Source organism: Cellulomonas oligotrophica, from assembly GCF_013409875.1.
Taxonomy (GTDB): domain Bacteria; phylum Actinomycetota; class Actinomycetes; order Actinomycetales; family Cellulomonadaceae; genus Cellulomonas; species Cellulomonas oligotrophica.
In genome coordinates this window covers 1,864,591-1,890,974 of record NZ_JACCBK010000001.1, presented here as the reverse complement: position 1 = coordinate 1,890,974, position 26,384 = coordinate 1,864,591, and the positions used below count along the sequence as shown (strand labels likewise).

Here is a 26,384-nt window from a genome sequence, read left to right as displayed (position 1 = left end):
GTCGGCTGGCCTGCGGAGGGGCGGGGTGCTGGGGGACGGGCGGATCGGGGTCCCGGAAAAGGCGAAGGGCGCCGCGACCCGGAGGTCGCGGCGCCCTTCGTGGCGCTGGGTGTCGCTCAGGCAGGCGCGACGTTCGACGCCTGCGGGCCCTTGGGGCCCTGCTGGACGTCGAAGGACACACGCTGGTCCTCCTCGAGCGAGCGGTAGCCGCTCGACTGGATGGCCGAGTAGTGGACGAAGACGTCCGGGCCGCCGTCCTCGGGGGCGATGAAGCCGAAGCCCTTCTCAGCGTTGAACCACTTCACGATGCCGTTGGGCATGTCATTCTCCTCATGCGGTGTACTGCGGACCCGACGACCGGGACCGGTGAATCACGGTGGTCGTCGTCCGCTCCGGAGAACGTATGCCCGTCCGCCACGAGGGCGGTCGGACCGACAAGCGATGCACTGCGACTACGTGCCCCACCCTAGCGGCATTTCGGCGCGCGTCAGAAGTGCCGGGAAGGTCACGGTGAGGTCACGACTCGCCGAGAGGTGGTCGCCGTCGGGGGAGGGGGGTCGGTGTCCTGGTCAGCGGCCCGCCCCGCTGCGCTCCGCGCGGTCGCGGATGCCCCGCAGCATCTTCTCGGACATCACCGTGCTGGCCGCGCTCGCGAGCTCCGTCACGACCTTCGCGGCCGTTCCGGCACGCACGTACCGCTCGCGCACGACGAGCCGCGTGCCGCCCCCCGGTGCGGCCCGCAGCACGAACGCCCACGTGAAGCCGTACGGCGGCTGCTGCTCGCCCGGGGCCGCGTTGCCCTCCAGCACCAGGGCGCGGCCGGGCTCGACGACGGCGACCCGCAGGACGAGGTCCGGGTGCAGCGCCACCGCGTCGCCGACCCGGACGGTCTGCCACGCGGGCTCGACACGGTCCGCGGACCGCACGCCGCAGCCGACGAGGTTCTCGAGCGCGTCGTAGGAGTAGAAGCCGCCGCGGTCGGCGCCGATCTGCGCGACCCACGGCCACACGACGTCCGCGGGGGCCCGCACCGTGATCGCCCGGGTCGCGACGAGGTCGGCCGACGGGGTGCGGTCGTCACCGGGCAGCACGGCGTCGAGCTCGGCCTCGGTGGCGCCCAGGTGCAACGCCCAGGTCCGCAGCACGGGCAGCCCGGCGAGCCCGGCGAGGAGCAGGCCCAGCGCGGCCTCCCCGGCGGTCGGCAGGGGGATCGTCACGCGGCGTCGGGTCACGCGCCCACCCCACCACACCCGGCCCCGCGCCGTGCAGAGTCCTACGTCCCCTCGTGCTCAGCGGCGCGGCCGCCTCGTCAGGGGGTGCGGTCGAGGAGGTCGCGGAGGTAGGCGGCCTGGCCGGCGTGCTCGAGGTCGTCCGCGAGGACGCTGACCAGGCGGACGCCGAGCGTGACGGGCGGGTCCCAGCCGGGGTCGACGACCGCGTCGAGGTCGTCGTCCGTCAGCCGCTCCAGGTAGGCCAGGGTCTGGGCGGTCGCGGCCCGCAGGTAGTCGAGCAGGAGCGGTGCGGGCGCGACGACGCGGGCGACGTCGTCGGGGGTGTGCCCGTAGCCGTGGGCGTCGTCGTCGAACGGCAGGTCGAAGCGGCGCGCCCAGCCCTGCGCGGTCCAGACCTGCTCGACACCGGCGAGGGGCGCGACCTGGGCGTCCTGCACGCGGGCGGTGTGCCAGGCGAGCCACGCGAGGGTGTTGGCCTCCGGGTCGGGGCGGCGCACGAGGAGCGCGTCGTCGGCGCCGTCGAGCGCCTCCGCGACGAGCTCCTCGATGCGTCCGAAGCCGTCCGCGAGCACGTGCCTGGCCTGCATGGCGTGGTCCCTCCTGGTCGGGCGCCGGTGCGGCCCCGTCGCGTCCGACGCTAGGCACGTCGCGACGTCCGCGCGCGTCGAGGGTTGACGACCCGTCATGGTTACCCGGTAACCTCCGCACTAGTTACCGAGTAACCAGGGGGTTCGATGACCGTCAGGAACGGCGTCCTCGCTCTGCTCGCCGAGCAGCCGATGCACGCGTACCAGCTCAAGCAGCAGTTCGAGCACCGCACCGGCGGCACCTGGCCGCTCAACATCGGCCAGGTCTGGACCACCGTGCACCGCCTCGTCCGCGACGGCCTCGTCGAGCCGCTGCCCGACGACGAGCAGCCCGACGTCGAGCACTTCCGCCTCACGGCCGACGGGCGTGCCGAGGCCAGCGCCTGGTGGTCCCGACCCGTCGACCGCGGCGCCCCGGCCCGCGACGAGCTCGTCATCAAGGTCGCGCTCGCCGTCACCGCCCCCGGCGTCGACGTGCAGGACGTCATCCAGAACCAGCGCCGCGAGTCCATGCGCGTGCTGCACGAGTACACCCGCCTCAAGAGCACCGACGGCGCGGACGACCTCGCCTGGTCCCTCGTGCTCGACCACCTCGTCTTCGCCGCCGAGGCGGAGGTGCGCTGGCTCGACCACGTCGAGTCACGGGCGTCCCGGGCCGCGTCGGAGGGACGCGCGCCCGGGACGTCGGACGCGGCCGCCCACCCGCTGACCGCCGCCCGCCGGACCCGCACCGGCGGCACCCGATGAGCCCCACCCGCCCCGTCCTCGTCGCCCTGCGCGGCGTCGGCCGCGTCCACGGCACCGGCCCGGCGGCCGTGCGCGCCCTGCGCGGCGTCGACCTCAAGGTCCACGCCGGCGAGCTCGTCGCCGTCATGGGACCCTCCGGCTCCGGCAAGTCGACCCTGCTCAACCTCGCGGGCGCCCTCGACAGCCCCACGTCGGGCCGTGTCGTCATCGACGGGGAGGACGTCACCGCGTTCGACGAGCGGCGCCGTGCCGCCCTGCGCCGGCGCGCCGTCGGGTTCGTCTTCCAGGACCTCAACCTCGTGCCCGCCCTGACCGTCGCCGAGAACGTCGCCCTGCCGCGCGAGCTCGACGGCGTCGCACCCCGCCCGGCCCGTGCCGAGGCGCTCGCCGCGCTCGACGAGGTCGGCACCGCCGCGCTCGCGGACCGCTACCCCGACGACCTGTCCGGCGGGCAGCGTCAGCGCGTCGCGATCGCCCGCGCCCTCATCGGACCCCGGCGGGTCGTGCTCGCCGACGAGCCGACCGGGGCGCTCGACTCCGCGACGGGCGAAGAGGTCATGCGCGTGCTGCGCCGCCGCATCGACGCCGGCTCCGCGGGGCTGCTCGTCACGCACGAGCCCCGGTTCGCCGCGTGGGCCGACCGCACGGTGTTCCTGCGCGACGGCGTCCTCGTCGACGGCACCGGCACCGCCGCGGGCCCCGAGCAGCTCCTCGGGGCGGTGCGTCGATGAGCGTCACCGCCCCCGCGCGTCCTGCACTGCCCGCGCGTCTGGTGGCGTCGTGGCGGGTCGCCGCCCGGATCGCGCTGCGCGACGCCCGCGACGAGCGCGGCCGCACCGCCCTCGTCGCGGCCCTCGTCGCGCTGCCGGTCGCGGCGGCCGTCGCCGTCTCGACGTTGTCGCTGTCGGCGACGCCCACACCCGCGCGGCTCGTCGGGGCGACGCTCGGCGACCACGCGCAGGCGCTGGTCGGCGAGCAGGCCGGGTCCGCCGTGACGCAGGACCCCGACGGGTCGACCTGGGAGCCGGACGGGTACGTGCCGCGCGGCGAACGGGCCGACGTGGCGACGTACGAGCGCCGCCTCGCCGCCGCCCTCCCCGCCGACGCCCGGCTGGTCCGAGCGGTCCGCGGACCGGCGGACCTCGGCTCCGACGCCCGCACGGCCGACCCCGCGGCTGTCGTGGGGGACAGCGCGCAGGCGCTGGTGCTCGAGCTCGGCCTCGACGACCTCCCCGAGGTCGTCACCGCCCCCCTGCACAGCGGGACCCTGCCGCGTCGCGCCGACGGCGTGCTGATCTCCCACGCGTGGGCTGTCGCCCTGGACGCCTGGGTCGGCGACACGATCACCGTGACTCCCGCCGAGGGCGGTCCCGTCAGCCTGGTCGTCTCCGGCGTCCTCGCCCGCGCCCCGTTGTCGCCCGACGTGGTCGCGACGACCGGCGCGGTGCTCCCCGAGCCGACGCACGCCGGTGCCCTGCTGCCGTCCGCGCCCGCCTGGTACGTGCTCGGACCCTCGCCCGTCACCTGGGACGACGTCCTGGCGGTCAACGGCCTCGGGTCGGCGGTGGTCAGCCGGGCCGTGGTGCTCGACCCGCCGGCCGTCCCGGCGCGCGACGACGACGGCACGGCCGTGCTGCTCGGCGGGGCCGTCGTCCTCGGGCTCCTCGAGGCGGTGCTGCTCATCGGCCCCGCGTTCGCGATCGGCGCGCGCAGCAGCCGGCGTCGACTCGCGCTGCTGGCCGCCGTCGGCGCCGACCGGCGCACCGTGCGACGCGTCGTCGTGCTCGGCGGGCTCCTCGTCGGAGCGGCCGCGTCCGCAGCCGGCGCCGTGACCGGCCTGGGCGTCGCGGCCGTCGTCCGGTGGGTCGACCTCGCGACCGGCCGGTTCACGTACCCGGACCTGCGGGTCAGCGCGTGGCAGGTGCTCGCGGCGGTGCTCACCGGGACGGCCGTCGCCACCGCGGCCGCGTGGCTCCCTGCCCGCCGTGCCGCATGCGTCGACGTCGTCGCCGCGCTCGCGGGACGTCGGGCGGAGGCTCCGCCCCGCCGCCGCGTCGTGGTGGTGGGGCTGCTGCTCGCCGCGGGAGGTGCGGCGGTGATCGTCCTGGAGATGCTCGGGTTCATCCGCTCCGGCTCGATCGGCGCGAGCGGAGCACTCATGGTCGCCGGTGCCCTGGCGATGATGGTCGGCGTCGTGCTCGTCTCGGGCGGGCTGGTGCAGGTGCTCGGGCTGCTCGCCCCGCGGCTCGGCCCGGCGGGGCGGTTCGCCGTCCGTGACGCCGTCCGGCAGCGGTCGCGCACCGCACCGGCGGTCGCCGCCGTGCTCGCGGCCGTGACCGGGGCCACCGCGGCGCTCGTCGTCGTCGCGTCGACAGAGACCTACAACGCGGCCATGTACCGCGGCATCGGGGCCCCGGGCGTCGTGGCCGTGGGCGCCGGGGCAGACGACGGCCCGTTGACGCCGGAGGACGACGTGCTCCTGCGAGAGACGCTGCGCGACCAGCTCCCTGTCGGCGAGATCGTCCCGGTGAGCGCCGCCGCCCCTGCCGAGCAGGTGGACGACGCCTTCGTCGCGTACTCCGTGGTCCGGCACCCCGACGCGCTCTGCCCCTGGTACCGGGACGACGGCTCGTCCCGGCACGCCGAGCCCGGTGACACGCGGTGCACGCTCGACCCCGGCGGGTGGGAGATCTGGAGGCACGCAACCGGGTTCAGCGAGGTCGTCGACGACGGGACCGCCGTCGGGCGTCTCGGGGTGCCCGGAGCGGACGAGGCAGCCGCGGCGCTCGCGGCGGGACGTGTGGTGGTGGCCTCGCCGCACGACGTGTGGCCCGACGGCACCGTGCACCTCGCGGTCGAGGCGTGGCCGGACGCCGGCGGCCCGGCCGAGCAGCTCCGGACCGTCGTGCTGCCCGGCACCGCGGTCGACCTCGGGCACCAGCTCCAGCTCGGCGTCGTCCTCCCCGCGGGCGTCGCGGAGCTCGGGGCACGTGTGGCCCCGGCGGGCTATCTCGTCACGACGACCCGCATGCCGACCGTGCAGGAGGAGGCCGACGCCGAGCACGCGGTCCGTCAGGCCGTGGCCGCGGGCCTCCACGTGGAGCGCGGGTGGCAGGGCTCAGGCCCGGGCATGCTCTGGGCCGTCGCGCTGGTGGCTCTGCTGCTCGGCGTCGGGGCCGTCGCCATGACGGTGGCCCTCGCTGCGCGCGACGCCCGGCCCGACCTCGTCCTGCTGGCCGCGGCGGGTGCGGCACCGGCGCTGCGGCGGCGGGTCAGCGCCGCGCAGGCGGGCGTGCTCTGCGCGGTCGGGGTGCCGCTCGGGGCAGGGGCGGGGCTGCTCCTCGGGCACCTGATGATCCGGGCGCGGCACTACCGCGACCTCGACTGGGTCACGGTCGTGCCCTGGTCCGCGGTCGGGCTGCTCGTCGTCGGGCTGCCGCTCCTCGCGGTGGCTGGGGCGTGGCTCCTCGCCCCGCGGGCCGCGCCCGTGGAGCGTCGCGTCGACCTGTAGCCGTCCGCGCCCCTGCGCCGCCCCCCGCACAGCGTGCTCCCAGCGCCCGCTGGGGGTGCGTGCAGGTGGCCGCGGCACGGTGCAGTCGAGGGCCCCGCCGGCACGTCCCCTTCCGGCGGGGCCCCGGCACGCCCGCGGCGGGCGCGCCGCAGCCCGCAGCCAGAGGAGCACGACGCATGAGCCGGTCCCGGGACCTGCGCCGCAAGGCCACCGCCAAGGAGCGCCGCGCGGCCGACCGTGCGCTCGCCCGGGCCGAGCGGGAGCGGCGCCGCCGCCGGGCGCGCCGGTGGCGCGTGGTGCGTCGCACGAGCGCGCCCGTCGCCGCGCTGGCGGTGGTGGTGGCGGTCGCCGTCGCGCTGCACGCCCAGGCGCAGGCCGCCGGCACGGGCCCGGCGAACATGGCCGCCGACGGCGTCCTGCTGGCCGGGGACGGCACCACCACGACCGCGGTGCGCACGCACGCGCTGGCGCCCGGCGAGGAGCCCACCGCGACGGTCGTCGACGCCGCGGTGCCGGACGTCGTGCTGTACGTCGACTACCGCGACCCGCAGGCCGCGGCGTTCTGGGCGGCGAGCGGCGAGCAGGTCGAGAGCTGGGTGACGATGGGCTACACGACCGTGGAGATCCACCCGGTCGCCGTGCTGGACGGCGCCGAGGTGCCCGCGGCGACCGCCACCGCGGACCCCACCGGCACGGCGGCGGCCGACCCCTCCGGCACGGCGACGGCGGCGCCCACGGCGACCGCCGACCCCACGGCCGCCGCGACGCCGGACGCGCAGGCGACGGACGTGCCGTCCGCGCAGGCCACCGCGACCGCGACGAGCGGGGACTACTCGGCGCGTGCCGCGGGCGCGCTCGCGTGCGTCGCGGACGTCCAGCCCGACGCCGTGCTGATGGCGCACGCGGCGCTGCTCGAGCAGGTCGGCGGGCTGGACGCCGACGGGCTGTCGACCGACGAGCTCGTCGCGGTGGTCACGACCGCGATCGGCGCGGACGAGGAGGTGGAGGCGTGCGTGCGCGGCGGCGACTTCGTCGACTGGGCTCAGGAGGCGACGGCCCGCGCGGCCGACGCGGTGCCGTACGCGGAGGTCGGTGCGGTCACGACGTCGCCCGTCGTGCTGGTCGCGGGCCAGCCGTACACGGGCGACCTCGGTGACGCGGACGACTTCGTGTCGTTCCTGTCGAACGCGTACTCCGCGGCGCTCAGCACGGCTGAGGGTACGACGGACGACGGCACGGCGGACGACGCCACCACCCCGGAGCCGACGGCGACGCCGTGAGCGCGCCCGTCAGGCGGCGCTGACCCGGGCGACGACGTGCAGCCGCGCGCCGAGCTGCAGGTGCTCGACGTGCACGGCCGCACCGCGGCCCCCGCCCGGCAGCATCCCCGCGACCACGGGCCCGACCCGGTCGAGGTCCACGTCGACGACGACCGCGCCGCCCGAGGTCCGCACGAGCGCCACGCCCGGGGGCAGGTGCGCGAGCTGGCCCCGCAGCGCGTCCGCGACGAACGACGACAGGTCCGCGCGCACCACGGGGTGCTGGGCGACGATCGCGACCTCCCAGCTGCGGCCGGTGATGCCGCGGTCCTCGACGCGCACGTCCACGGGCCCGGCCATGCGGGTCGCCATGCGGACGGGGGCGGGCACGCCGGGCAGCTCGTGCACCGCCACGCGGGCGAGCACCACCGCCCCCTCGGCACGGACGTCCGTCACGGCCGTGGGGAGGGCGCCGCTGGCGCGCGCGGCGACGAGGGCCTCGTCGAGGCCGAGGGTGAGCTCCATGGGCGCTGAGCCTAGGCGTCGTCGGGACGTCGTGCCCGCGTGCGGGGCCGGGGTGCCGCGCGAGGATGGGCAGGTGGGCCCTGACGGGCCCGGGGAGGGGAGCGTCATGCAGCACCAGCGCTGGGACGAGCTGAGCACGGGCCGCAGGGTCGGGGTGGTGGTGGTCTCGGCCGCGCAGATCGCGCTGACCGTCGCCGCCTACCGGGACCTGGTGAAGCGGCCCGCGGAGCAGGTGCACGGCCCCAAGCTCGCGTGGGGGGTCGCGCTGCTCGTCAACTGGGTCGGGCCGATCACGTACTTCGCGAAGGGGCGCCTGCCCGCCTGAGACGTCCCGGGGCCGGCGTCGGCCGCGGTGCTCAGGCGTCGAGGAGGGTGAGCTCGACGTGCACGACGTCGCCGTCGTCGACCCCCGCGGCCTCGCGCACGGGGCGCTTGACCGGGAGCACGAAGCTCTCGAGCCGCTTGTCGGGGAACAACGACGTCCGCCACGTCGTCGGGCCCAGCACGGCCTCGACGCGCACCGAGCCGAACCCCCGCTGCGCGCCGTGCGACGCCTCGTCGATCGCGTCCGCGACGTCGAACGGCACCGTGACGAACACCCAGGAGCCGTTCTCGGTGCGCCACAGCGGCGCGTCGAACCGGTAGTCACCCACGGGCCGCACGGTACCCACGCCCGCCGACACCGCTGCCGTCACCGCCGGGCCGCCGCCGGGTGAACGCGGGACCGGGCATACCGGGAGGTATCACGCACCCCGCGCCGGGGGTCCTCCTCGCAGGGGGCGGCGCACCGGCGCAGCCGGACGGGGGACGGGCAGATGAGCACCACCGCGACGCTGGGCGTGCGGGTCACGAGCGCGGACGGCGGGCCGGTCGTCGGCGCGCAGGTCACCCGGACCGCGCCGGACCGCACACGCACGACCGTCGAGACGGACGCCCGCGGGCGCGCCGCGTTCGACGCGCCCGCGGCCGACCCGGCGACGGTCACGGTCGTCGCCGAGGGCTTCGCGCCCGACGCCCGCGACGTCGGCGGCGCGTACCCCGTGCGCGGGGACGGTCTCGAGGAGTTCGTCGTCGGCCCGCCCGGGTGGCCGCACCTGTTCCGGGGGCGGGTGCGCGTGCCGTTCCGGCCGGTGCTCGACGCCGTCGGCGTGCGGACCGTCGTCCCGCGGGACGACGGGGGCGGCCCTGCGCTCGACGGGCTGACCGACGGCACGACCACGACCCTGACGTTCCCCGACCCGCACGTGCAGGTGCTGCGCGTGCCCGGGCTCGGTACCGGCGCGGACGGCGACGCGGTGCACCGCGACGTCGACCCGCACCGCTCGCGCGCCCTCGACGACGCGGTGCGCGAGCTCGCGCACCGCGCGGAGGTCGTCGACGACGTCGAGCAGGTCGGCGCGATCGTCCAGCTCTCCGACGCCGCGGTGTCGTTCCTGTCCGGGACCGTGCACGTGTCCCTGCTCGGCGACGACGTCGACGTGGTGACGCTCGCGGCCCGGCACGGCCTGGAGGTCGTCCAGCGGTTCGGCGCCCTGCCGCGCACGTACCTGCTGCGCTCGCCGGACGGCGCAGGCTACGACCTGCTCGACAAGGTCGCGGGCCTCGCCGCCGAGCCCGGGGTCCGGTACGCCGAGCCCGACCTGGTCTCGAGCGTGGTCCCCGACGCGGTGGCGCCGAGCGACCTGCTGCGCCCGCAGCAGTGGGACCTGACGATCGAGGGGCTCGCCGACGCGTGGCAGGTGCTGCGCGACCTCGACCCGGCGCACACGTTCGGCGACCCCGACGTCGTCGTGGCCGTCGCCGACAACGGCGTCGACCCCGGGCACCCCGCGATCACGGGCACCGTCAGCGACGGGCGTGCCAAGGTCGTCCAGCTCTTCGACTTCGGCACCATGGTCGCGAACAACGACGCGACGAACACGGGCCCGCTCGCGGACCACGGCATCTGCTGCGCGTCGGCCGCCGTGGGCCGGGCCGACGACGGCGTGGGCACCGCGGGCGTGGCAGGCAACGCGCGGCTCATCGCCACCCGGCACGCGGGCAGCGAGCAGCGGTACGCCGAGGCGTACCTGTGGATGGCGGGGCTGGACGCCGGGAGCGCGACCGCGGGGTTCCCCGCGCAGCTGGCCGACGGCGCGTGGGTGATCTCGAACAGCTTCGGCTTCAGCGTGGACGTGCCGATCTCCGGGCTGATGCGGGACACGTTCGACGCCCTGACGGACCAGGGGCGCGGCGGGCGCGGCACGGTGCTGTACTTCTCCGCCGGCAACGACGCCGTCGACCTCGACGACACCGACCGGCGCCCGTGGAGCATGTACGACCGCTGCTACGGCGTGGCCGCGGCCTCGCTCGACCCGGACGGCACCACGGAGCGGCGCACCTGGTACAGCAACTGGGGCTCGACGGTCGACGTCTGCGCGCTGTCCAACGACGCGGAGGCGGGCGGGCACAACCCGCCGCAGAGCTGGGGCGCGTTCACGGCCACGCACCGGGCCACGCCCCGGGGCACGGCGGTGCCCGGCACCGCGGCCGCGACGACGACGCTGCGCACCGCGTCGGGCGCCGGCGCCACGACCGTCGACGTCCAGTCCGTCGCGGGTGCCGTGGTGGGCGGGTCCGTGCTCGTCGGCCCGGCCGCCGCCGCGACCAGCCGCGGGCGCACCATCACCGCGGTCGACGCCGGCAACCGGCGGATCTCGCTGGACATGGCCCTGCCCGCGGGCTTCGCCGACGGTGCCGCCGTGACCTTCGGGCCGCGCGAGTGGCGCACCGACTTCGGCGGCACGTCCTACGCGACCCCGGTCGCGGCGGGCGTCGCGGCGCTCATGCTCTCGGCCAACCCGCAGCTGGGGTGGCGCGACGTCGGCGACATCATGGAGCGCACCGCGGTCCGGATCGACGCGACGAGCACCGACGCGGACGGGCGCTGGCGCGACGTCGACGGGCGCATCTCCACCGACCCCGGGTACCGCGGCCCGGCCCGCAGCGAGTGGTACGGCGCCGGCCGGGTGGACGCGCGCGCCGCGGTGCTGCGCGCCGCGTGGACCGTGGACCTCGTCACCGACGCCCTGGAGTTCACCGACGTGCCCGAGGGGGAGACGACGTTCCGGGCCGTGCGCATCGACGTGCACAGCCTCTACCCGTCGACGTTCTCCGTGGTGACCGGCCCCGCGGCGCCGTTCTCGCTGCCGCTGGGCTCGTCCGACGCCCTGACGGGGACGTCGCAGTGGACGACCCTGGAGGAGGGGCTGATCTGGGTCGCGTTCACCGGGCGCACCCCGGGCACCACCGACTCCGGCTCGATCACGGTGCGCCACGACCCGACGGGCCAGGTGTGGACCGTGCCCATCACGGCGAGCAGCGTCCCGCCGGTCACCGCGGCCGTCATGCTGGTGCTCGACCGGTCCGGGTCGATGGACAGCCCCTCCGGCGTGGGCACGAGCAGCCGCCTCGACGTGCTGCAGTACTCCGCGAACATCCTCGTGGACTACGCGCAGGAGGGTGACGCGGTCGGCATCGTCGCGTTCGACACCGACGCCGCCCCGGTCCTCGTGCCCCCGGCGGGTCCGCTCGCCGCGCCGACGGGCGGCATCGACGTGGCCCGCGACTCGATCCGCGCCGAGATCGACACGTTCGCCACCAACACGGCGGGCTTCACGTCGATCGGCGACGGTCTCGACCTCGGGCAGGCCGAGCTGAACCCCGTCACCGGGTTCGACACCAAGGCGACCATCGTCTTCACCGACGGGTTCGAGAACCGCGACAAGTTCATCGCCGACGTCGCCGGGTCCGTCACCGACCGCACGTTCGCGGTCGCGCTGGGCCGCGCCGAGAACATCCGACCCTCGGCGCTCACGCAGGTCACGAACGGCACCGGCGGCTACTGCGTGCTCACCGGCGACCTCGGCCTGGACAGCCGCTACCGGCTCGCGAAGTACTTCCTCCAGGTGCTGGCCGGGGTCAAGAACCATGAGGTCGTCGTCGACCCGCCCGTCGCCGTGGGCCTCGGGCAGACCGTGGACGTGCCGTTCCTGCTGGCCGAGACGGACATCGTCGTCGACGTCGTCCTGCTCACCCGGCACCCGCACCTCGTCGAGCTGACGCTGGTGACGCCCGACGGCGACGTCGTCGACCCCGGCTTCGTCGCCGGGATCGGCGGCCGCAGCTACACCCACGTCGGCGAGGAGGTCGTGCTCTACCGGCTGAGCCTGCCGGTGCCGATCGGCTCCGGCGCGCACCTGGGCACCTGGCTCGCGCGCGTGCACCTGCCCGAGGAGTCGCTCAAGCGGGCGTCGGCGGGGGAGGGCAAGCTGACCCGGGCCGAGCTGGTGGAGCTGCGCGGCAAGGGCATCACCGGCACCGTGCTCGTGCACGCGTCGAGCAACCTGCGCCTGGCCGTCGACGTGCGGCACGAGTCGTTCGAGCCCGGTGCCAAGGTGCTGGTCCGGGCGACGCTCACCGAGTACGGCGTGCCCGTCGAGGGCCGCGCGAAGGTCCGGGCGACGGTCACCGACCCGGGCGGCGGCGTGCAGGTGATCGGCCTGCAGGAGGCCGGCGGCGGCGTCTTCGAGGAGGCGTTCGAGGCCGACCAGGAGGGCACCTGGACCGTGCTCGTGACCGCCGAGGGCGAGACGTTCCGCAGCACGCCGTTCACCCGGGAGGCCGTCCGCACCGCGTCGGTCTGGAAGGGCGGCGACTCGGAGAAGCCCACCGAGGGCGAGGAGCCGAGCCCCGAGCGCGACAAGGACCGCGACAAGGAGCGCGACGTCCTGCGCGACCTGCTCCGCGACCGCGAGCTCTCGGTGGCGGTCCGCGAGCGCCTCGTCCTGGCCGGCCTGAGCCCGGAGTCCCTGACCCGCCGCCCCTGACGCACCGGCCGCGGACGGCCCGCCCGGGCAACCCCTGCCCGACGACCCCGTCATCCCTGCCGCGAGGGAGCTGCGCAGCGCCACCGAAGACGGGGTCGCGGTGCGGGACCTGCGGGGGTCAGGAGGCGGCCGGGACCGGGATCTCGTCCCACCAGGGCCCGGTCGTCACGACGAGGTCGTTCACCCCCGGGGGTCTGGTGACGATCGCGATGCGGAGGGGCTCACCGGCGGCGTGCTGCAGGTACAGGTCCTCGCGGACGGTGCCGTCCGGCATGGTGACGGGGCCCAGCTCGCGCTGGCTCAGGATGCCGCCGCCGTAGCGACCGGGCCGGCCGGGCAGCTCGACGGCCTTGTCGGCCTCCGACAGCTCGACGTCGTACCGTGCCTCCAGCCGGGCCCACGTCGCCTCGTAGTCGTAGAGCTCCTGCCACGTGCCGAGCCGGGGCGCGGCGTACGCGACGACGGCTCCCAGCACCACCGCGAGCATCGCCGCACGCACGGCCGCCCGGCGCCACTCCTCGGCGAAGGCTGCTGCGACCAGGGAGAACAGGATGAACATGCCGAGGACGAGCCCGACCACGAGGACGAGATCCATCCCGGGCACCGCGTCGACCGCGTCAACACCTGGCCGCATCGTCACCTCTCGCCGACTGCCGTGGCTCGGCAGCCGTCGATGATCCCACCGTCCGGCGGGCCGGTGCGCGGGGAGCTCAGGTGCGTTCGACGACCACCGTCGTGTCGCCGACCGCCGTGGACGTGCCGTCGCTGCGGACCGGGTCGCTTCCGGGGGTCGTGGTCGTCGTGGTCGTCGTCGGTGAGCGCGTGCCCGCCAGGTACCCGGCGATCGTGCCGAGCAGGGTGAACGCGGCGGTCTTCGCCTCGGTCGGCGCGTCGGCGACGACGAGCACGACGGCTGCGGCGACGACGAACATCAGCGCCAGGATCCGCACCAGCGTCAGGGGCCGCGTCTTGTTCGCCAGCACGTGCACGAGGTGGGTCGCCCCGATGATCACCAGCGCCAGCACCGAGATCCACAGGAACAGCGACAGGTCGACGGTCAGCGCGTCCCCTGTGCCGGGCACCGGTGTCGCCGACGGGCTCGGTGTGCCGGGCGTCGTCGGCGTGGTCGGGTCAGGCGTGGTTGTGGTCCACATGGTCGCCCCCTCGGACGCGGGCGCGCCTTTGCACCCGGTATGCCCCCATCGTCCGCCTGTGCGCCCCTGCGCGCGCGGCGGTCCGGTCAGGCGGTCCGGCGACGGGCCACGACGACGCCCGACGCGCCGAGCGTGACGAGCACGAGCGCGACCAGCGCGGCGCCCCCCGGCGGCCCGCCGGTGGCGGCGAGCGTGCCGGTCGCGGCCGGCACGTCGGAGAGGACCTGCAGGGTCGCGCGGCCCTCGAGCCCGGACTCCAGGCCGACGACGACGACCGTGTGGGTGCCGGCGCGCGTGCCCGGCGGGAGGGCCGTGGTGAGGGCGACGCGGCCGTCGGCGTCGGTGGTGACCACGCCGAGCAGGACGGGGTCGGAGTACATCCACACCTGCGCGGCCTCTCCCGGGCGCAGCCCGCTGGCGACGACGGACACCCGGCCGTCCTCCTGGATCCGGGGCTCGGGCAGGCGCACCCGGACGGCGCCCGGTGCCGCTGCCGAGCCCGCGGGGCGGGGCGTCGCGGTCCGTGACGGGGTCGTCGTGGTGCGCGGCGTGGCGGTCGGTGTGGGCGACGGCGTCACGGTCGGGGTCGGGGTCATGCTGGGCGTGGGCGTGGGCGTGGGCGTGGGCGTGGGCGTGGGCGTGGGCGTGGGCGTGGGCGACGGCGTGGGCGTCGGCGTCGCGGCGGCCGGCGGCCACACGGGGTCGTCGCCGCCCGTCGGGTAGACGGCGACCCTGCTCACCACGGCACCGTCGTCGGCCCGGTCGCCGACGCCGTTCACGACGTGCTCGAACACCCCCTCCCCGCCGAGGGAGACGACCGTGGCCCGGTGCAGCACCACGCCCGGGGCCTGTGGCACCTCGAACCCGTTGTCGACGGTGATCTCGTCCTCGTCGGAGTCCTCGGTGAAGTTGCTGTAGACGCCCAGCCCCCACGCCTCGTGCGTGGTCACGCCCTCGTCGACCTCGTACCCGGCGTACCCGCGCACGGCACCGTTCTGCCAGGCGGCCTGGTCGGGCACGTCGTAGGGCAGCTCGTTCTGGTAGAAGACGGTGCGCCCGCGCTCGCCGGACCACCGGGTGCTCCACGTCTGGAAGTGCTCGGAGAACAGGCCGTAGGCGTGCACGCCGTCGCCGGTCACGTGGACGCCGACGTCCGCGGTGTTCTGGTCCCAGCCGACGCCGGTGCCGTGGTCGGCGCGCCACGCCCACACGTGGTCGAGCAGGGTGTCGTCGGCGTGGACGGCGAGGGCGGTGCCGGTGCTGCCCGCGCTCGCACCGCCGACGCGCAGCACGACGTCCTGCAGCACCGTCGGGTCGGCGGCGTGGTCGGTGTGCGCGCCGGCGTCGCCCACGACGACCAGCCCGGTGGAGCCGCCGACGGGGGCGTCGACGACGAGCCCGGCGACGCGCACGCCGTCGACGTCCGCGACGTGCAGCGCGGGCCCGCCGTGCTCGGGCACGAGGGTCGCGTACCCGAGGCCGAGGACGACGGTGCCGGGCTCGGTGACCTCGAGCGTGCGGTCCAGGTGGTAGACGCCGGGGGTGACGAGCAGGTGCCGGCCGGCGTCGAGCGCGGCCTGGATCGTGGCGGCGGAGTCCGTCTCCCGGGCGACGTAGAAGTCGCCGATCGCCAGGGACGTCGCGGGCGGGGCCCACGTGGTGCCGGTCGTGCCGTCGCGCCGGTCGGGGACGGCGACGCGCCAGCCGCTGTCGGCGCGGTACAGGTACGGCTTCTCGGCGACGGGGCCGGTGGTGGCCAGGGCGGTGGCCGGCGGGGTCGGCCACGCGTCGGCGTCGGGCAGGGGCCCGGTGACGCCCGAGAACACCATGTTCCAGACGCCGCCGTCCCAGCCGCCGACGCTGCTGTCGCGGGTGTACCACTGCTGCTGCGCGTACGCCGTGACGGTGCCGGTCACGGCGGTGTCGGCGACGTACCCGCCCGACGCCCACCCGTACCGCGCCGAGTCCAGCGCCAGGTCGCCGAGCACCTGCACGCGCCGCATCGGCGAGGCCTGCGCGACCGCCCAGCGCAGCGGACCGGTCTCGACCGGCGCCGTGGCGGGGTCGTCGAGGTCGACCGTGAGGTTCTCCGCCGACCGCCAGAAGTTCTGCGTCGCGTTGCCGTCGAACCAGGCCGCGTCGACCCAGCCGCCGTCGCCGCGCACCACCACGTCACCGGGCATCTGCCCCGTCCCGGCGACCGACGTGGTGAACCCGAGCCGCACGTCCACGTCGTACTCCCCGGGCAGGAAGAGCAGCTGGCGGCGGTCCGTGCCGAACTGGTCGTCCTCCTGCTCCTCGAACACCGCGTCGACGACCGCCTGGACGTCCGCCGCGGGCATGGCCGGGTCGAGCACCAGCACGTTCGGGCCGAAGAGGTCCCTGGTGGGCAGCGCGACGGTCGTGGGCCCGAGCACCCGCAGGTCCCACACCCCGTACGGGTCGGCCGTCGCACGGGCGACGCCCTGCACCCGCACCCAGCGGGCCGTCGTCTCCGCGAACCGCGACGTCACCAGGCCCACCGTGGTGCTGCCGCGCACCGTGTCCACCGTCGTCCAGGCGGCGCCGTCCGTCGAGACCCGCACGTCGTAGTCGGCAGCCGCCGACCAGTACACCTTCAGCGCGCACACCGGCTGCGCGGAGCCGAGGTCGACGGTCAGGTGCTCGTCGTCCTGGGCCGGGTGGTCCGCGTCGTCCCGCGCGACCCACCGGCTCCACGCGGCGTCGGCGTCGAGCGCGCGCTCCGGCCCGGTCCACTCGGGCGACCCCGACGACGACGCCGTCGCCGTGGCGCTCGCGGACACGTCGGTGCCGCAGAGGGTGCCGTCCGCTGCGGCGGCGGGCTGCGCCTGCCCGAGCTCCACCGAGCCCGCGCCGAGCCCCGCCAGCCCAAGGGCGAGGAGCGCGGCAGCCGCCCGACGGGCGAGAGGACGACGCTGACGCGGGGCAGGGACGGGCACGGCACGCTCCGACGGCGGACGGCAGGGGACGGACCGGTGCGGTCACCGCGGCGGCGGCGACGGCGCGCTGCGCGGGGTGCGGCGCCGGTCTGCCTGACATGTCGTCCACGTGGCCACGTGCGTCCAGCGGGCGCCGGGGTGAACAAGCGTCCAGATCGGGTGAGAACCCACACCCGGACGGCCCCGCTGGTGCCCGGGTGGTCAGTGCTCCTGGGAGGCGCGGGTCATCGTGACGTGGGGGATGCCGTCCTCGTGGAACGGCGCCGACGCGGCGCGGAAGCCGAACCGGGCGTACCAGTGCTCCAGGTGCGCCTGCGCGTCGAGCACCTGCTCGCCCGCCCCGCCGGCCCCGACGGCAGCCGTCATCATCCGCGACGCCAGCCCCGTGCCGCGCTCGGACGCCGCGACGCACACTCGGCCGATGCGTGCCCGCGCCGGGGCGTCGTCGCGGGCCGCGTCGTGCAGCAGCCGCAGCGTCCCCACGACCGCGCCGTCCCGCACCGCCAGCAGGTGGCGCGCCGACGGCTCCAGGTCGCGGCCGTCGAGCTCGGGGTACGCGCACTCCTGCTCGACCACGAACACGTCGACCCGCAGCCGCAGCACCTCGTACGCCTGCCGCGGCGTCAGGGCGTCCCACGCGGCCCAGGTCAACGTCGTCTCCGGTGCGGGTGCGCTCATGCGCCCATCGTCCCAGCCCGTGCCTGCCCCTCGCCCTCGCGCCTGTCGGTGCGCGGTGCGACCGTTCGGGCATGGAGATCACCCGCCTGCAGCCGGACGGGCTCGTCGTGAGCCCGGCGTTCAGCCACGTCGCCGTCGTGCCGCCGGGCGCGACGACGATCTACCTCGGCGGTCAGAACGGCGTCGACGAGACGGGTGCGGTCGTCTCGCCGGACGTCGGCGCCCAGGCAGCCCGCGCCCTCGACAACGCCGCCGTCGCCCTCGCCGCCGCGGGCGCCACGCTCGCCGACGTCGTGCAGTGGACGGTCCTCATCGCGGCCGATGCCGATCTCGGTGCGGCCTACGGCGCCATCGCCCACCGCCTCGGCGGGCCGGGCGCCCCGCCGCTCGTCACCGCAGCCCGCGTGGCGGGCCTCGGCGTCCCCGGCGCCCTCATCGAGGTGAGCGCCGTGGCGGCGAAGGTGCCCGCGCAGCAGGACTGAGGGCGATGGCTCACCCCGATCGGCCCTTGCTCCGGCGTCCTCGGGGTGATGAGCTCGCGCTGTGCGGGGGCGACATGGGTGGGGTGACGCGCGGTGACGGGCAACGCCTGGAGCTGCTACACCGGGGTCTCGGACGTCGTCGGTGACGCCCTCTACGAGGATCGCCCGGGCAGCCGGTACGCCTACGACTCGCACGTCGTGAACCACCGGGGCATCACAGTCGGCGACGTCATCCTGATCCGCGACAAGCATCTCGTCTACGGGCATGCCGTCGTCGAGGACATCGAGGCGCGGCCCGATGAGAAGACAATGCTGCGCTGCCCGCGGTGCGGGTCGTCACGCCTGAGCGAGCGGCGTGCGCTGCTGCCGAGGTTCCGGTGCCTGGCCGATCGGTTCGAGTTCGACGAGCCGCAGGTCGAGCAGAAGGCGGTCACCGCGTACACGGCGCACTACGAGAGCACGTGGCTCGACTTCGACCCGCCCGCACCCGTGCGGTGGCTGACCGACGTCTACGCCGGTGCCGACCGGCAGAACGCGATCCGCCGGCTCGACTACGGCCGGGCGCTGGCGCTGATCGAGCGGTTCGGCGGTGCGGAGGGGCAGCTGCACCTCAACCTCCTCGGCGCGGGTCAGGTGCCGACCGGGGGTCACGTCGACGCGGTCGTGCGGCGCCGTCGCGGCCAGCAGCAGTTCCGGGAGCGGCTGCTCGACCGGTTCGGAGCCGTCTGCGCAGTCACCGGGCGGCAGCCGGAGGCAGTGCTCGACGCCGCGCATCTGCAGGCGTTCGCCGTCCACGAGGACCACGACGTCAGCGGCGGGCTTCTCCTGCGCGCCGATGTTCACCGCCTCTTCGACCGGCTGCTGCTGACGATCGACACGCACGACTGGACGGCGCAGGTCGCCCCGAAGCTCGTGCACCGCCACCCCGGGCTGGCCGACCTCGACGGACGTCCCCTCCAGGTGGCCGAGCACACGCTGCCGCGCCCCGACCTCCTCGACGTCCACCGTGATGCCGCCCGTGCGCGGTGGCGTGACCTGCGCGAAGCCAGCTGACATCTCAGTCGTCGCGACTGCGTCGATGGGCTGCTCGAACCGCCGTGGGGCGGCTGACGGGTTCAGGCCTGGAGCTCGACGGAGACGATCGCGACGAGCCGTCGCGCTGCCTCGGGGGTGAGCATGGGCATCTCGGCGAGCACCGCGTCGACGGCCCGTCGCCGGGCGGCGTCCGGGTCCCGGCGTGGCGTGGTCGGCCGGGAGCGCGCCTCGTGCGGATCGGGAAGGCCGGGCACCACGATGTAGCCGTCGGCGGCCGTGCCGAGGACGACCATGCGCTCGGGCTCGTGGTGCCAGAGCCACGCGAGGTAGGCGCAGACGATCGCGTCGACCTCGTCCTCGAGGCGGTCGAGGTCGACGGGCCGGTGGGCTGCCGCGGCCGCGTGCCGGATCTCGGCCCAGCGCGGGCTGGTCGGCAGGCCGAGGAGCGTGCCGGCGACGCGGTCGAGATGGTCGAGCAGCAGCTGCCACGCGGCGGTGCGGGAGGCGACGTCGCGGCCCCGCCTCGCCTTGTACGGCAGCACGCGGTCCAGCCCGAAGAGCATGACCATCGCCGGGTGCGGGTACACCTCGACGGCGACGGACGTGGCGTCGTCGGGGCGCACGCCGGGGTCGGTCGCCCAGCCGTGGCGGCGCGCCAGGGACTCGGCGCGCGGCGGGTCGAAGTGCGGGTTGGCGCGGTTGGCGGGGTAGGCACCGGCGGAGAACCGGCCGAAGTGGCGGGTGACGAGCCGCTCGGCCTCCCGCATCCCCGTGGCGTTGGGCACGACCAGCGGGGCGTCGATCGCCGCGACGACGGGCGCGGCGCCGACGTGCTCGGCCAGCACGTCGTCGATCTGCGCGTCCGTCACCACGCTCGACGAGTGCACCAGCCGGCCGGCCTCGTCCAGCACGGCGACGCCGGTGCGCGCGGTGGTGCCCCAGGCGAGGTCGATCCCGACGTGCCGCGTCACCAGACCTTTCTAGCTCATGCTCCGTGACGGGGTGCGTGGCGCCGGACGGCGAGGTGATGCCACATCTGTGTAGCAGTGCAGCGGTGCTACACAGATGTGGCATCTCGACCGCGCGGCAGGGGATGTCGCACCGTGTCGGCGGTCATGCTGGCGCTTTGAATTAGCGCGAGATCGCGCTAACTTCCGGTGGTGACTCAACCGACGACCGACCGACCCGCGGACTCCGCGGCGGGCCTCCGTGCAGGCGCCATGCCTCGGGGCTTCACCGCATCCGCTCCCTCCTCCGCCCGGCGCGACATCGCCGTGTCGGTCGTGGCGGCGGTGCTGCTCACCGGGGCCAGCTACGGGATCGGCGTGCTCGCCGGGTGGGTCGACGCGGTGGGCTGGCTGGAGGCCTTCGCCGTGGCGACGTCGTACTCGTGCACGATCCTGTGCATCCGGCAGCGGCGCGCCAACTACGTGGTCGGGGCGGTCAGCACCGCCGCGTACGCGGTCCTCTTCCTGCAGAACGGGCTGCTGGCCTCGGCGCTGCTGAACCTCTACCTCACCCCGCAGCTCGTGTACGGGTGGTTCCGGTGGCGGCGGGACGAGCAGACGCGTCCGGTGACGTGGCTCGTGCGCGACTGGCGGTGGATCCCGGTGTACCTCGGCGTCACGGGCGCCGCCTACCTCGGGGCGATCTGGCTGGTCGGCGCCCTGGGTGGGCGTCTCGTCTGGGCGGACGCGGCGATCCTCGCGGGCTCGCTGCTGGCCCAGTTCCTGCTCGACAACAAGCGCATCGAGACGTGGTTCGTGTGGGTCGCGGTCAACGTTCTGGCGGTCGGGACGTACCTCAGCGCGGGCCTGGTCGTGGCGGGGCTCCAGTACGTCGTCTTCGTCGTCACGGCTGTGCTCGGTTTCCGCGCGTGGCTGCGGAGCACGCGATGACCGGCGACGCCCGCCCCGGGGCCGACCGCGCGTGGGTCCTGCTCACCGCGCTCCCGCCGACGACCGGGCACGAGGACCTCGTGCGGTTCGCCGCGCTGGCCGCCCGCGAGGTCCACGTGGTGCTGTGCACGCAGCCCAGCGAGCCGATGCCCGCCGAGCGGCACGCCGCGGTGCGCGCGATGGCGGCCCGGCTCGACCCGCACGGCGCCGTGCACGTCCACCACGTCCACGAGGAGATGCCGCAGGAGCCCGCCGACACCCCCGACTTCTGGCCGATGTGGCACCGCCTCCTCGTCGGGCTCGGCGCCCGCCCGGGCGACCTCGTCGTCGCGTCCGAGCCGTACGGCGCCGAGCTCGCCGCCGTGATCGAGGGTCGGTTCCTGCCGTACGACCCCGGCCGCCTCGCCAACCCCGCCAAGGCCACCCGCCTCCGCGAGGCGCCGATCGAGCACTTCGCGGACCTGCTCGACGAGTTCGCACCGGTGCTGCGCAAGCGTGTGACCCTGTTCGGGGCCGAGTCGGTGGGCAAGACGACGCTGACCCGGCGCATGGAGGAGCGCGGCCTCGCCGTCGCGCAGCCGGAGTGGGCGCGCCCCTACCTCGAGCTCGACGCCGTCGGCCCCGACGTCACCGCGGCGAAGATGCGTGCGATCTGGCACGGCCAGCTCGCCCAGCAGCGGGCCGCCGAGGCGATCGCAGCCCGCCGGCGCCGGCCGTTCGTCGTCCAGGACACCGACCTGTACTCCACCGTCGGGTACTGGCTGCTCAAGGGCGAGGAGTTCGGCGAGCCGGACGTGCCCGCGGGCCTGTGGGCCGACGCCGCCGCGCACGCGAGCGACCTCTACGTGATCCTCGGGCAGGACCCCGTGCCGTTCGCCGCCGACCCCCTGCGCTACGGCGGCGACCGCCGCGAGACCACCGACCAGTTCTGGATCGACCTGTGCGAGCAGGCCGGCGTGCCCTGGGTGCTGGTCGACGAGCACGGGCTCCAGGCGCGGGAGGAGCGCGTCGTCGCCGAGCTTCGGCGCCTGTTCGGCACACCGCTGGCCTACCGCCGTCGCGGGTCGGAGTACGCGCCCGCCGCGGTCGCACCGTGACGTCCCTCGACCCGACGGGCCGCTCGCTCGACGACTACCCGCGACCGTCCGTCGCGGTGGACACCGCGGTCCTGACCGTCGCGCGCGGCGCCCTGTGCGTCCTTCTGGTCCGCGCCCCCGACGCGGAGCCGTCGCTCGCCTGGCGGCTGCCCGGCACGTTCCTGCACGTCGGCGAGACCCTCGCCGACGCCGTCACCCGCTCCCTGCGGCAGAAGGCCGGGGTCGCCGACCTGCACCCCCAGCAGCTGCACGTCTTCGACGACCCCGCCCGCGACGACCGCGGCCGCGTCCTGTCCGTCGCCCACCTCGCCGTCGTCCGGGCCGACCGCGTCCCCGCCCGGGACGGCAACCGCCTCGTGCCGGTCGCCGACGTCCCCGCCCTGCCCTTCGACCACGGCGCGATCATCGGCTTCGCCGTCACCGCCCTCCGCGAGCGCTACCGCACCGCCCCCGACCCCTCCGGCCTCGTCGACGCCGCCGAGCCCGACGGCTCCTTCACCCTCCGCGAGCTCCGCCTCGTCCACGAGGCCGTCGCAGGCCACCGCCTGCCCCCGGACGCCTTCCGCCGCACCATGCGCCACCACCTCACGGAGACGGGCCGCACGAGCACCGGCCGCCGCGGCAAGCCCGCCGAGCTCTACCGGCGACGAGGCGGGCCGAGCGTCCCGGAGTAGCGGCACCCGGCTGCGGCGGCCCGACGTCGCCCTGAGGGAGGATGTGCCCGGTCGCGTCGCCCGTCATCAGGAGAGCCCTGTGCCGTCCCACCCGTCAGCGCCCCGCCCCGCCACAGGCGGCAGCCGACGCCCGGTGCTCCGGCGCCCGCTCCCGCACGACGGCCTGCTTGCCGGGGCCCTCGGGCGCGTTGACGACGGCGACGTCTGGGAGACACCGCTCGTCGCCGACGACAGCCGATCGGTCGACGCGTGGCACGCCGCCCTCGTCTCGGCGACGCCCGGCTGGGTGGACCGGTTGATGTCCCTGCGCAACAGGCTCGTGCGCCTGGTCGGGATCGAGCCCGTGCCGAACGGCTCCGAGGCAGGCTTCCCGGTCCTGGCCCGGGCGGACGACGAGATCCTGCTCGGCATCGACGACGTCCACCTCGCGTTCCGCGTCAGCATCCGCGTCGTCGACGATGCCGTGCGTGTCGGCACCGTCGTCGAGATCCGCAACGGCCGGGGACGCGCCTACTGGGCCGTGGTGCGACGCATCCACCCGCGCGTCGTCCGCGCCCTCCTGCGCCGTGTGCAGGTGCCGGTCTGATGACCGGATCGGCGAGGCGCGCGTGATCGCCGAGCAGGGACCGCGACCACGGGCCGAGCGTGTGCCGGGAGCTCGAACTGCCGCGCGGACTGGCTGTGCATCGCGCTCTACTGGCGAACCCAGGCTGCGAGCTCATCGACCGCAGCCGTGGCCGACGGCGCCCCGCTGAAGTAGTCGCCCGACCGCCATACGTCTGCCATCCGCTGCAGCTCGGACGCGGCGAGCCCATCCACATGGTCGGCCAGATCGGAGAGGCCGCGTGCACGTGCGCGCAGGGCGGTCGCGGCTGCGCCCTGCGGAACGAGGAGAGAAGAGTCGATGTAGCAGTACGCGTCGAAGTTGACGTTCTTGGCAGCCCAGACGAGCGACGCGTCGTCGAGGTCACCACCCATGAAGAGCAGCCAGCAGCACGCGAGCAGTACATCGCCGCACCCCGAGTCGCCCGCCTCGACCCAGGCGATCTCCTGGCGCGTGAGCTCGCGGACCAGGGGAGCGTCTGCCGGTGACGAGCTCGTCAGCAGGCAAGCGACGAGAGCGGCGCGCCCGACCTCGGGAGGAGAAACCGAGGACCTGTTCCGAAGCGTCTGCGGCAGCGCGCCCTCGGGTACCGCACGCAGCTCTCGCAGCAGGTCCGCGCCTGTCGTCACGCGCTCAACCTGCCACGACTCCTGGCCTGGCATCGACGTCGCGGCCATATGCCTCACGCGAGGAGGGCTCGGCTGGTCCGCCTCCGTCATTCATCCGCACGCAGAAATGGCGGGGGCCCGCCCTCTGCTTCACGGCAGGTGACGGGCCCTTCGCTCGGCGGAGGATGGGGGATTCGAACCCCCGAGGGTGTTACCCCAACACGCTTTCCAAGCGTGCGCCATAGGCCACTAGGCGAATCCTCCTGGCACGCGGAGGCGGTCGGGACCGCGCAGCGCGCCCGAGGAGTCTAGCCGAGCCGGAGTGCTGCACGGGACCTCGGGCGCGACGCCCCGCGGGGGCGCGACGCGGGCCCGGGTGTCGCAGGGGCGTGGTGGGGTGGGCGCATGGCGCAGGGGACGGGACGAGGGCTGAGCAGCAGGTTGCCGGTGTGGCGGGTCGAGGCGTCCGGCGTCGGGGCGCCGGAACCGGCTGCCGAGGACGACTGGCGGCCGCCCGCGGACTGGTACCGGCAGGTGCCGGCCGTGGCGCAGGTGCTCGACGAGGGGTGGGACCTGTCCGCGGTGACGGTGCTGGTGGGGGAGAACGGCGCGGGCAAGTCCACCCTCGTCGAGGGGGTGGCCGGGGCGTTCGGCATGGGGCCGGAGGGCGGGTCGACGGGGTCGCGGCACAGCACGCGGCCCACGGAGTCGGCGCTGGCGGACGAGCTGAAGCTGCTGCGGGGTGCGGGGGCGCCGCGGCGCGGGTTCTTCCTGCGGGCCGAGACGATGCACGGCTTCTACACGTACCTCGAGGAGCACCCCGGCGGGTACGACCCGGACTTCCACGAGATGTCGCACGGCGAGTCGTTCCTCGCGCTCATCGGCAGCCGCATGATGCAGCCCGGCTTCTACGTGCTGGACGAGCCGGAGTCGGCGCTGTCGTTCACCGGGTCGCTCGCGCTGCTCCAGCACCTGCACGAGCTGGCGAGCGGCGGCTCGCAGGTGCTGCTGTCGACGCACTCGCCGCTGCTGGCGGCGCTGCCCGGTGCGCAGGTGTGGGAGGTCGGGGAGTGGGGGATGCGCCGGTGCGCGTGGGAGGACCTGGAGCTCGTGCAGTCCTGGCGCGGCTTCCTCGACTCCCCGCAGCGCTACCTGCGCCACGTCCTGACGTGATGGCGCCTCGCCCGCGGGTGCGCGGTCGTGCGTGGTGCGGGGTGCCTACGCTGGGTAGATGAGCTCTGGAGCGCACGCGCCCGCCGGTCATGCCGCTGCCGGTGGTGACGACGCGGTCCTCGCCGCCGTCGGGGCGCACCTGGGGGTCGTGCTCGTGCCGCGCACGTTCGTGGTGCGCGGCGACGTGCGGGTGAGCGTCGACGGCACGGACGCCGCCGACGGGTCGACCGTGCCGCGGGTGCTGGTGCTGGTCAACGGGGGCACGGGGCAGCTCAAGAGCCTGCAGCGCAACAAGCTCATCGCGGACGCGTTCAAGCTGGACTGGCTGCGCGGCGTCGTCGCGCCGGGGGCGCGGGCCCTGCTGGCGGTGACCGCGCCGTACGCACGGCTGGTCGCGCCGGGGGCGTGGCTGCCGGCGGCGCTGCGCGAGCGGGCCATCGACGTGGCGGTCGTCGACCTGGCGGGGCAGGTGCGCGTCCTGCCCTGACGGGGAGGGTCGGGACCTTCGTCCGTGGCGCGCGTTCACGGCGTTGTCACACAGGTGTCCAGATTGGACCCGCGGCCGTAACGGGAGCGGGGGGACCGGCGTAACACGGCGTGGTTAGCGTCGTCCTCGTCAACGATCCCCGCGGGCCGTCGACCATGCAGCTTCCGCCCGCTCTCCGTGCGATCCGTGGTCCGACGTCCGGGCTGCGGAGAGAAGGGAGGGCCCATGGGCCTGCCGTACCCACCCCCCGCCGCCGACGACGTGGTCGTCCTGGTCGGCAACCCGCGCCCCGGGTCGCGCACCGCGACCGCCGCGTTGCGCGTCGCCGAGGTCCTCGACCCCGGCGCGACGCCCGTCCTGGTGGACCTGGCCGCGTTCGGCCCGGCCGTGCTCGACCCGGACGACGCCGACGTCACGGCCGCCACGGCCCGCGTGGCCGCCGCGCGGCTGCTGGTCGTCGCCAGCCCCGTCTACAAGGGGGCCGCGACCGGGCTGCTCAAGGCGTTCCTCGACCGGTACGGGCCCGGCGGCCTGGCCGGCGTCGTGGCCCAGGCCGTGATGGTCGGTGCCAGCCCCGCGCACGGGCACGCCGTGGAGACGACGCTGCGCCCCGTGCTCGTCGAGCTCGGTGCCGTGTGCCCCGCCGCGGGCCTGTACCTGCAGGAGCAGCGGCTGCCCGCGCTGCGCACCGACGACGACCCGGTGGTCGCCTGGGCCGACGCGCACGCGTGGCCCGTGCACGCCGCCCTCGCCGCCCCGGCCCTCGCGGCGCTGTAGCGCCCACCCCTCCCGCCCGACCCAGCCG

The 26,384-nt window shown here is 75.6% G+C and carries 26 protein-coding genes and 1 tRNA gene; 15 read left to right on the top strand and 12 right to left on the bottom strand.

The genetic code is table 11. From position 1 onward, the window contains the following. Nucleotides 1–116: 116 nt before the first annotated feature. The 3 genes from BKA21_RS08365 to BKA21_RS08355 all read right to left on the bottom strand — a co-directional run bounded on the left by BKA21_RS08365 (nucleotide 117) and on the right by BKA21_RS08355 (nucleotide 1,819). On the bottom strand, nucleotides 117–320 hold the full coding sequence (locus tag BKA21_RS08365) for a cold-shock protein (RefSeq protein ID WP_140457795.1): 204 nt from the start codon (nucleotides 318–320) through the stop codon (nucleotides 117–119). A 249-nt stretch (nucleotides 321–569) separates the two neighbouring features. Beyond that, nucleotides 570–1,232, bottom strand: a complete 663-nt coding sequence (locus tag BKA21_RS08360; protein ID WP_140457794.1) for an SRPBCC family protein — start codon at nucleotides 1,230–1,232, stop codon at nucleotides 570–572. Nucleotides 1,233–1,309: 77 nt separating this feature from the next. Further along, a complete protein-coding gene (locus BKA21_RS08355) occupies nucleotides 1,310–1,819 on the bottom strand; it encodes a mycothiol transferase (RefSeq protein ID WP_140457793.1) in 510 nt (169 codons plus the stop codon). Nucleotides 1,820–1,966: 147 nt separating this feature from the next. Between BKA21_RS08355 and BKA21_RS08350 the strand changes: the two genes are divergently transcribed. The 4 genes from BKA21_RS08350 (at nucleotide 1,967) to BKA21_RS08335 (ending at nucleotide 7,357) form a co-directional block, all read left to right on the top strand. After that, nucleotides 1,967–2,566 (top strand): PadR family transcriptional regulator, encoded by a 600-nt coding sequence (locus BKA21_RS08350; RefSeq protein ID WP_140457792.1) that lies wholly within the window; start codon nucleotides 1,967–1,969, stop codon nucleotides 2,564–2,566. Continuing rightward, nucleotides 2,563–3,297 (top strand): ABC transporter ATP-binding protein, encoded by a 735-nt coding sequence (locus BKA21_RS08345; protein ID WP_140457791.1) that lies wholly within the window; start codon nucleotides 2,563–2,565, stop codon nucleotides 3,295–3,297. Before BKA21_RS08350 ends, BKA21_RS08345 begins: the two co-directional genes overlap by 4 nt. Continuing rightward, the gene (locus BKA21_RS08340) at nucleotides 3,294–6,077 is read left to right on the top strand and encodes an FtsX-like permease family protein (protein ID WP_140457790.1); all 2,784 of its coding nucleotides are present in this window, start codon (nucleotides 3,294–3,296) and stop codon (nucleotides 6,075–6,077) included. Before BKA21_RS08345 ends, BKA21_RS08340 begins: the two co-directional genes overlap by 4 nt. Before the next feature lie 176 nt (nucleotides 6,078–6,253). Further along, entirely contained in the window at nucleotides 6,254–7,357 is a 1,104-nt protein-coding gene (locus BKA21_RS08335) for a DsbA family protein (protein ID WP_140457789.1), read from the top strand. A 9-nt stretch (nucleotides 7,358–7,366) separates the two neighbouring features. Here BKA21_RS08335 and BKA21_RS08330 read toward each other — a convergent pair whose 3' ends face one another. Beyond that, on the bottom strand, nucleotides 7,367–7,861 hold the full coding sequence (locus BKA21_RS08330) for a hypothetical protein (RefSeq protein WP_140457788.1): 495 nt from the start codon (nucleotides 7,859–7,861) through the stop codon (nucleotides 7,367–7,369). A 106-nt stretch (nucleotides 7,862–7,967) separates the two neighbouring features. On the opposite strand from BKA21_RS08330, the gene BKA21_RS08325 reads away from it, so the two are divergent. Beyond that, complete coding sequence (locus tag BKA21_RS08325; protein WP_140458404.1) at nucleotides 7,968–8,186, top strand: PLD nuclease N-terminal domain-containing protein; 219 nt, start codon at nucleotides 7,968–7,970, stop codon at nucleotides 8,184–8,186. 31 nt (nucleotides 8,187–8,217) lie between these two features. Here BKA21_RS08325 and BKA21_RS08320 read toward each other — a convergent pair whose 3' ends face one another. Continuing rightward, nucleotides 8,218–8,514 carry a DUF1905 domain-containing protein gene (locus BKA21_RS08320; protein ID WP_140457787.1) on the bottom strand — a complete coding sequence of 99 codons (297 nt, stop codon included), beginning with the start codon at nucleotides 8,512–8,514 and terminating at the stop codon, nucleotides 8,218–8,220. Nucleotides 8,515–8,676: 162 nt separating this feature from the next. Between BKA21_RS08320 and BKA21_RS08315 the strand changes: the two genes are divergently transcribed. Next, nucleotides 8,677–12,729 carry a S8 family serine peptidase gene (locus BKA21_RS08315; RefSeq protein ID WP_140457786.1) on the top strand — a complete coding sequence of 1,351 codons (4,053 nt, stop codon included), beginning with the start codon at nucleotides 8,677–8,679 and terminating at the stop codon, nucleotides 12,727–12,729. Nucleotides 12,730–12,847: 118 nt separating this feature from the next. Here BKA21_RS08315 and BKA21_RS08310 read toward each other — a convergent pair whose 3' ends face one another. The 4 genes from BKA21_RS08310 to BKA21_RS08295 all read right to left on the bottom strand — a co-directional run bounded on the left by BKA21_RS08310 (nucleotide 12,848) and on the right by BKA21_RS08295 (nucleotide 17,521). Then, complete coding sequence (locus BKA21_RS08310) at nucleotides 12,848–13,324, bottom strand: hypothetical protein (RefSeq protein ID WP_179625338.1); 477 nt, start codon at nucleotides 13,322–13,324, stop codon at nucleotides 12,848–12,850. 115 nt (nucleotides 13,325–13,439) lie between these two features. Then, complete coding sequence (locus BKA21_RS08305; RefSeq protein WP_140457784.1) at nucleotides 13,440–13,883, bottom strand: hypothetical protein; 444 nt, start codon at nucleotides 13,881–13,883, stop codon at nucleotides 13,440–13,442. Nucleotides 13,884–13,969: 86 nt separating this feature from the next. Then, on the bottom strand, nucleotides 13,970–16,843 hold the full coding sequence (locus BKA21_RS08300; RefSeq protein ID WP_140457783.1) for a discoidin domain-containing protein: 2,874 nt from the start codon (nucleotides 16,841–16,843) through the stop codon (nucleotides 13,970–13,972). A gap of 201 nt (nucleotides 16,844–17,044) precedes the next feature. Beyond that, nucleotides 17,045–17,521, bottom strand: coding sequence for a GNAT family N-acetyltransferase (locus BKA21_RS08295; protein WP_140457782.1), 477 nt, complete (start codon nucleotides 17,519–17,521; stop codon nucleotides 17,045–17,047). Between the two features lie 71 nt (nucleotides 17,522–17,592). Between BKA21_RS08295 and BKA21_RS08290 the strand changes: the two genes are divergently transcribed. Then, nucleotides 17,593–18,003 (top strand): RidA family protein, encoded by a 411-nt coding sequence (locus BKA21_RS08290; protein ID WP_140457781.1) that lies wholly within the window; start codon nucleotides 17,593–17,595, stop codon nucleotides 18,001–18,003. Between the two features lie 93 nt (nucleotides 18,004–18,096). Next, nucleotides 18,097–19,056 (top strand): HNH endonuclease signature motif containing protein, encoded by a 960-nt coding sequence (locus BKA21_RS08285; RefSeq protein ID WP_140457780.1) that lies wholly within the window; start codon nucleotides 18,097–18,099, stop codon nucleotides 19,054–19,056. A 62-nt stretch (nucleotides 19,057–19,118) separates the two neighbouring features. On the opposite strand, the gene BKA21_RS08280 is transcribed toward BKA21_RS08285, so the two are convergent. After that, nucleotides 19,119–20,009, bottom strand: coding sequence for a DUF429 domain-containing protein (locus BKA21_RS08280; RefSeq protein ID WP_170208920.1), 891 nt, complete (start codon nucleotides 20,007–20,009; stop codon nucleotides 19,119–19,121). 249 nt (nucleotides 20,010–20,258) lie between these two features. Between BKA21_RS08280 and pnuC the strand changes: the two genes are divergently transcribed. From pnuC to BKA21_RS08260, 4 genes are all read left to right on the top strand, one after another. Continuing rightward, nucleotides 20,259–20,936, top strand: coding sequence for a nicotinamide riboside transporter PnuC (gene pnuC / locus BKA21_RS08275; RefSeq protein ID WP_140457778.1), 678 nt, complete (start codon nucleotides 20,259–20,261; stop codon nucleotides 20,934–20,936). Continuing rightward, nucleotides 20,933–22,033: an AAA family ATPase gene (locus BKA21_RS19490; protein ID WP_140457777.1), complete on the top strand. Its 1,101-nt coding sequence runs from the start codon at nucleotides 20,933–20,935 to the stop codon at nucleotides 22,031–22,033. Before pnuC ends, BKA21_RS19490 begins: the two co-directional genes overlap by 4 nt. Beyond that, a complete protein-coding gene (locus BKA21_RS08265; RefSeq protein ID WP_140457776.1) occupies nucleotides 22,030–22,707 on the top strand; it encodes an NUDIX hydrolase in 678 nt (225 codons plus the stop codon). The genes BKA21_RS19490 and BKA21_RS08265 overlap by 4 nt, the downstream gene beginning before the upstream one ends. Before the next feature lie 133 nt (nucleotides 22,708–22,840). After that, the gene (locus tag BKA21_RS08260) at nucleotides 22,841–23,293 is read left to right on the top strand and encodes a DUF2867 domain-containing protein (RefSeq protein WP_170208918.1); all 453 of its coding nucleotides are present in this window, start codon (nucleotides 22,841–22,843) and stop codon (nucleotides 23,291–23,293) included. A 107-nt stretch (nucleotides 23,294–23,400) separates the two neighbouring features. Here the strand turns inward: BKA21_RS08260 and BKA21_RS08255 are convergent, their stop codons facing one another. Together BKA21_RS08255 and BKA21_RS08250 are read right to left on the bottom strand one after the other, a co-directional pair. Next, nucleotides 23,401–23,988 carry a hypothetical protein gene (locus BKA21_RS08255; RefSeq protein ID WP_140457774.1) on the bottom strand — a complete coding sequence of 196 codons (588 nt, stop codon included), beginning with the start codon at nucleotides 23,986–23,988 and terminating at the stop codon, nucleotides 23,401–23,403. Between the two features lie 110 nt (nucleotides 23,989–24,098). Then, a tRNA-Ser gene (locus BKA21_RS08250) sits at nucleotides 24,099–24,183 on the bottom strand. A gap of 141 nt (nucleotides 24,184–24,324) precedes the next feature. Between BKA21_RS08250 and BKA21_RS08245 the strand changes: the two genes are divergently transcribed. From BKA21_RS08245 to BKA21_RS08235, 3 genes are all read left to right on the top strand, one after another. Beyond that, complete coding sequence (locus BKA21_RS08245) at nucleotides 24,325–25,092, top strand: AAA family ATPase (RefSeq protein WP_140457773.1); 768 nt, start codon at nucleotides 24,325–24,327, stop codon at nucleotides 25,090–25,092. Nucleotides 25,093–25,150: 58 nt separating this feature from the next. Continuing rightward, complete coding sequence (locus BKA21_RS08240; protein WP_203793363.1) at nucleotides 25,151–25,579, top strand: hypothetical protein; 429 nt, start codon at nucleotides 25,151–25,153, stop codon at nucleotides 25,577–25,579. 225 nt (nucleotides 25,580–25,804) lie between these two features. Further along, nucleotides 25,805–26,356 (top strand): NADPH-dependent FMN reductase, encoded by a 552-nt coding sequence (locus tag BKA21_RS08235; RefSeq protein WP_140457772.1) that lies wholly within the window; start codon nucleotides 25,805–25,807, stop codon nucleotides 26,354–26,356. Nucleotides 26,357–26,384 lie beyond the last annotated feature (28 nt).

Coding starts and splice junctions, on each gene's coding strand:
- BKA21_RS08310 (WP_179625338.1), bottom strand. CDS start 13,324: ATGGATCTCGTCCTCGTGGTCGGGCTCGTCCTCGGCATGTTCATCCTG.
- pnuC (WP_140457778.1), top strand. CDS start 20,259: ATGCCTCGGGGCTTCACCGCATCCGCTCCCTCCTCCGCCCGGCGCGAC.
- BKA21_RS08315 (WP_140457786.1), top strand. CDS start 8,677: ATGAGCACCACCGCGACGCTGGGCGTGCGGGTCACGAGCGCGGACGGC.
- BKA21_RS08345 (WP_140457791.1), top strand. CDS start 2,563: ATGAGCCCCACCCGCCCCGTCCTCGTCGCCCTGCGCGGCGTCGGCCGC.
- BKA21_RS08290 (WP_140457781.1), top strand. CDS start 17,593: ATGGAGATCACCCGCCTGCAGCCGGACGGGCTCGTCGTGAGCCCGGCG.
- BKA21_RS08330 (WP_140457788.1), bottom strand. CDS start 7,861: ATGGAGCTCACCCTCGGCCTCGACGAGGCCCTCGTCGCCGCGCGCGCC.
- BKA21_RS08245 (WP_140457773.1), top strand. CDS start 24,325: ATGGCGCAGGGGACGGGACGAGGGCTGAGCAGCAGGTTGCCGGTGTGG.
- BKA21_RS08365 (WP_140457795.1), bottom strand. CDS start 320: ATGCCCAACGGCATCGTGAAGTGGTTCAACGCTGAGAAGGGCTTCGGC.
- BKA21_RS08340 (WP_140457790.1), top strand. CDS start 3,294: ATGAGCGTCACCGCCCCCGCGCGTCCTGCACTGCCCGCGCGTCTGGTG.
- BKA21_RS08325 (WP_140458404.1), top strand. CDS start 7,968: ATGCAGCACCAGCGCTGGGACGAGCTGAGCACGGGCCGCAGGGTCGGG.
- BKA21_RS08335 (WP_140457789.1), top strand. CDS start 6,254: ATGAGCCGGTCCCGGGACCTGCGCCGCAAGGCCACCGCCAAGGAGCGC.
- BKA21_RS08295 (WP_140457782.1), bottom strand. CDS start 17,521: ATGAGCGCACCCGCACCGGAGACGACGTTGACCTGGGCCGCGTGGGAC.
- BKA21_RS08240 (WP_203793363.1), top strand. CDS start 25,151: ATGAGCTCTGGAGCGCACGCGCCCGCCGGTCATGCCGCTGCCGGTGGT.
- BKA21_RS08350 (WP_140457792.1), top strand. CDS start 1,967: ATGACCGTCAGGAACGGCGTCCTCGCTCTGCTCGCCGAGCAGCCGATG.
- BKA21_RS19490 (WP_140457777.1), top strand. CDS start 20,933: ATGACCGGCGACGCCCGCCCCGGGGCCGACCGCGCGTGGGTCCTGCTC.
- BKA21_RS08305 (WP_140457784.1), bottom strand. CDS start 13,883: ATGTGGACCACAACCACGCCTGACCCGACCACGCCGACGACGCCCGGC.
- BKA21_RS08255 (WP_140457774.1), bottom strand. CDS start 23,988: ATGGCCGCGACGTCGATGCCAGGCCAGGAGTCGTGGCAGGTTGAGCGC.
- BKA21_RS08355 (WP_140457793.1), bottom strand. CDS start 1,819: ATGCAGGCCAGGCACGTGCTCGCGGACGGCTTCGGACGCATCGAGGAG.
- BKA21_RS08235 (WP_140457772.1), top strand. CDS start 25,805: ATGGGCCTGCCGTACCCACCCCCCGCCGCCGACGACGTGGTCGTCCTG.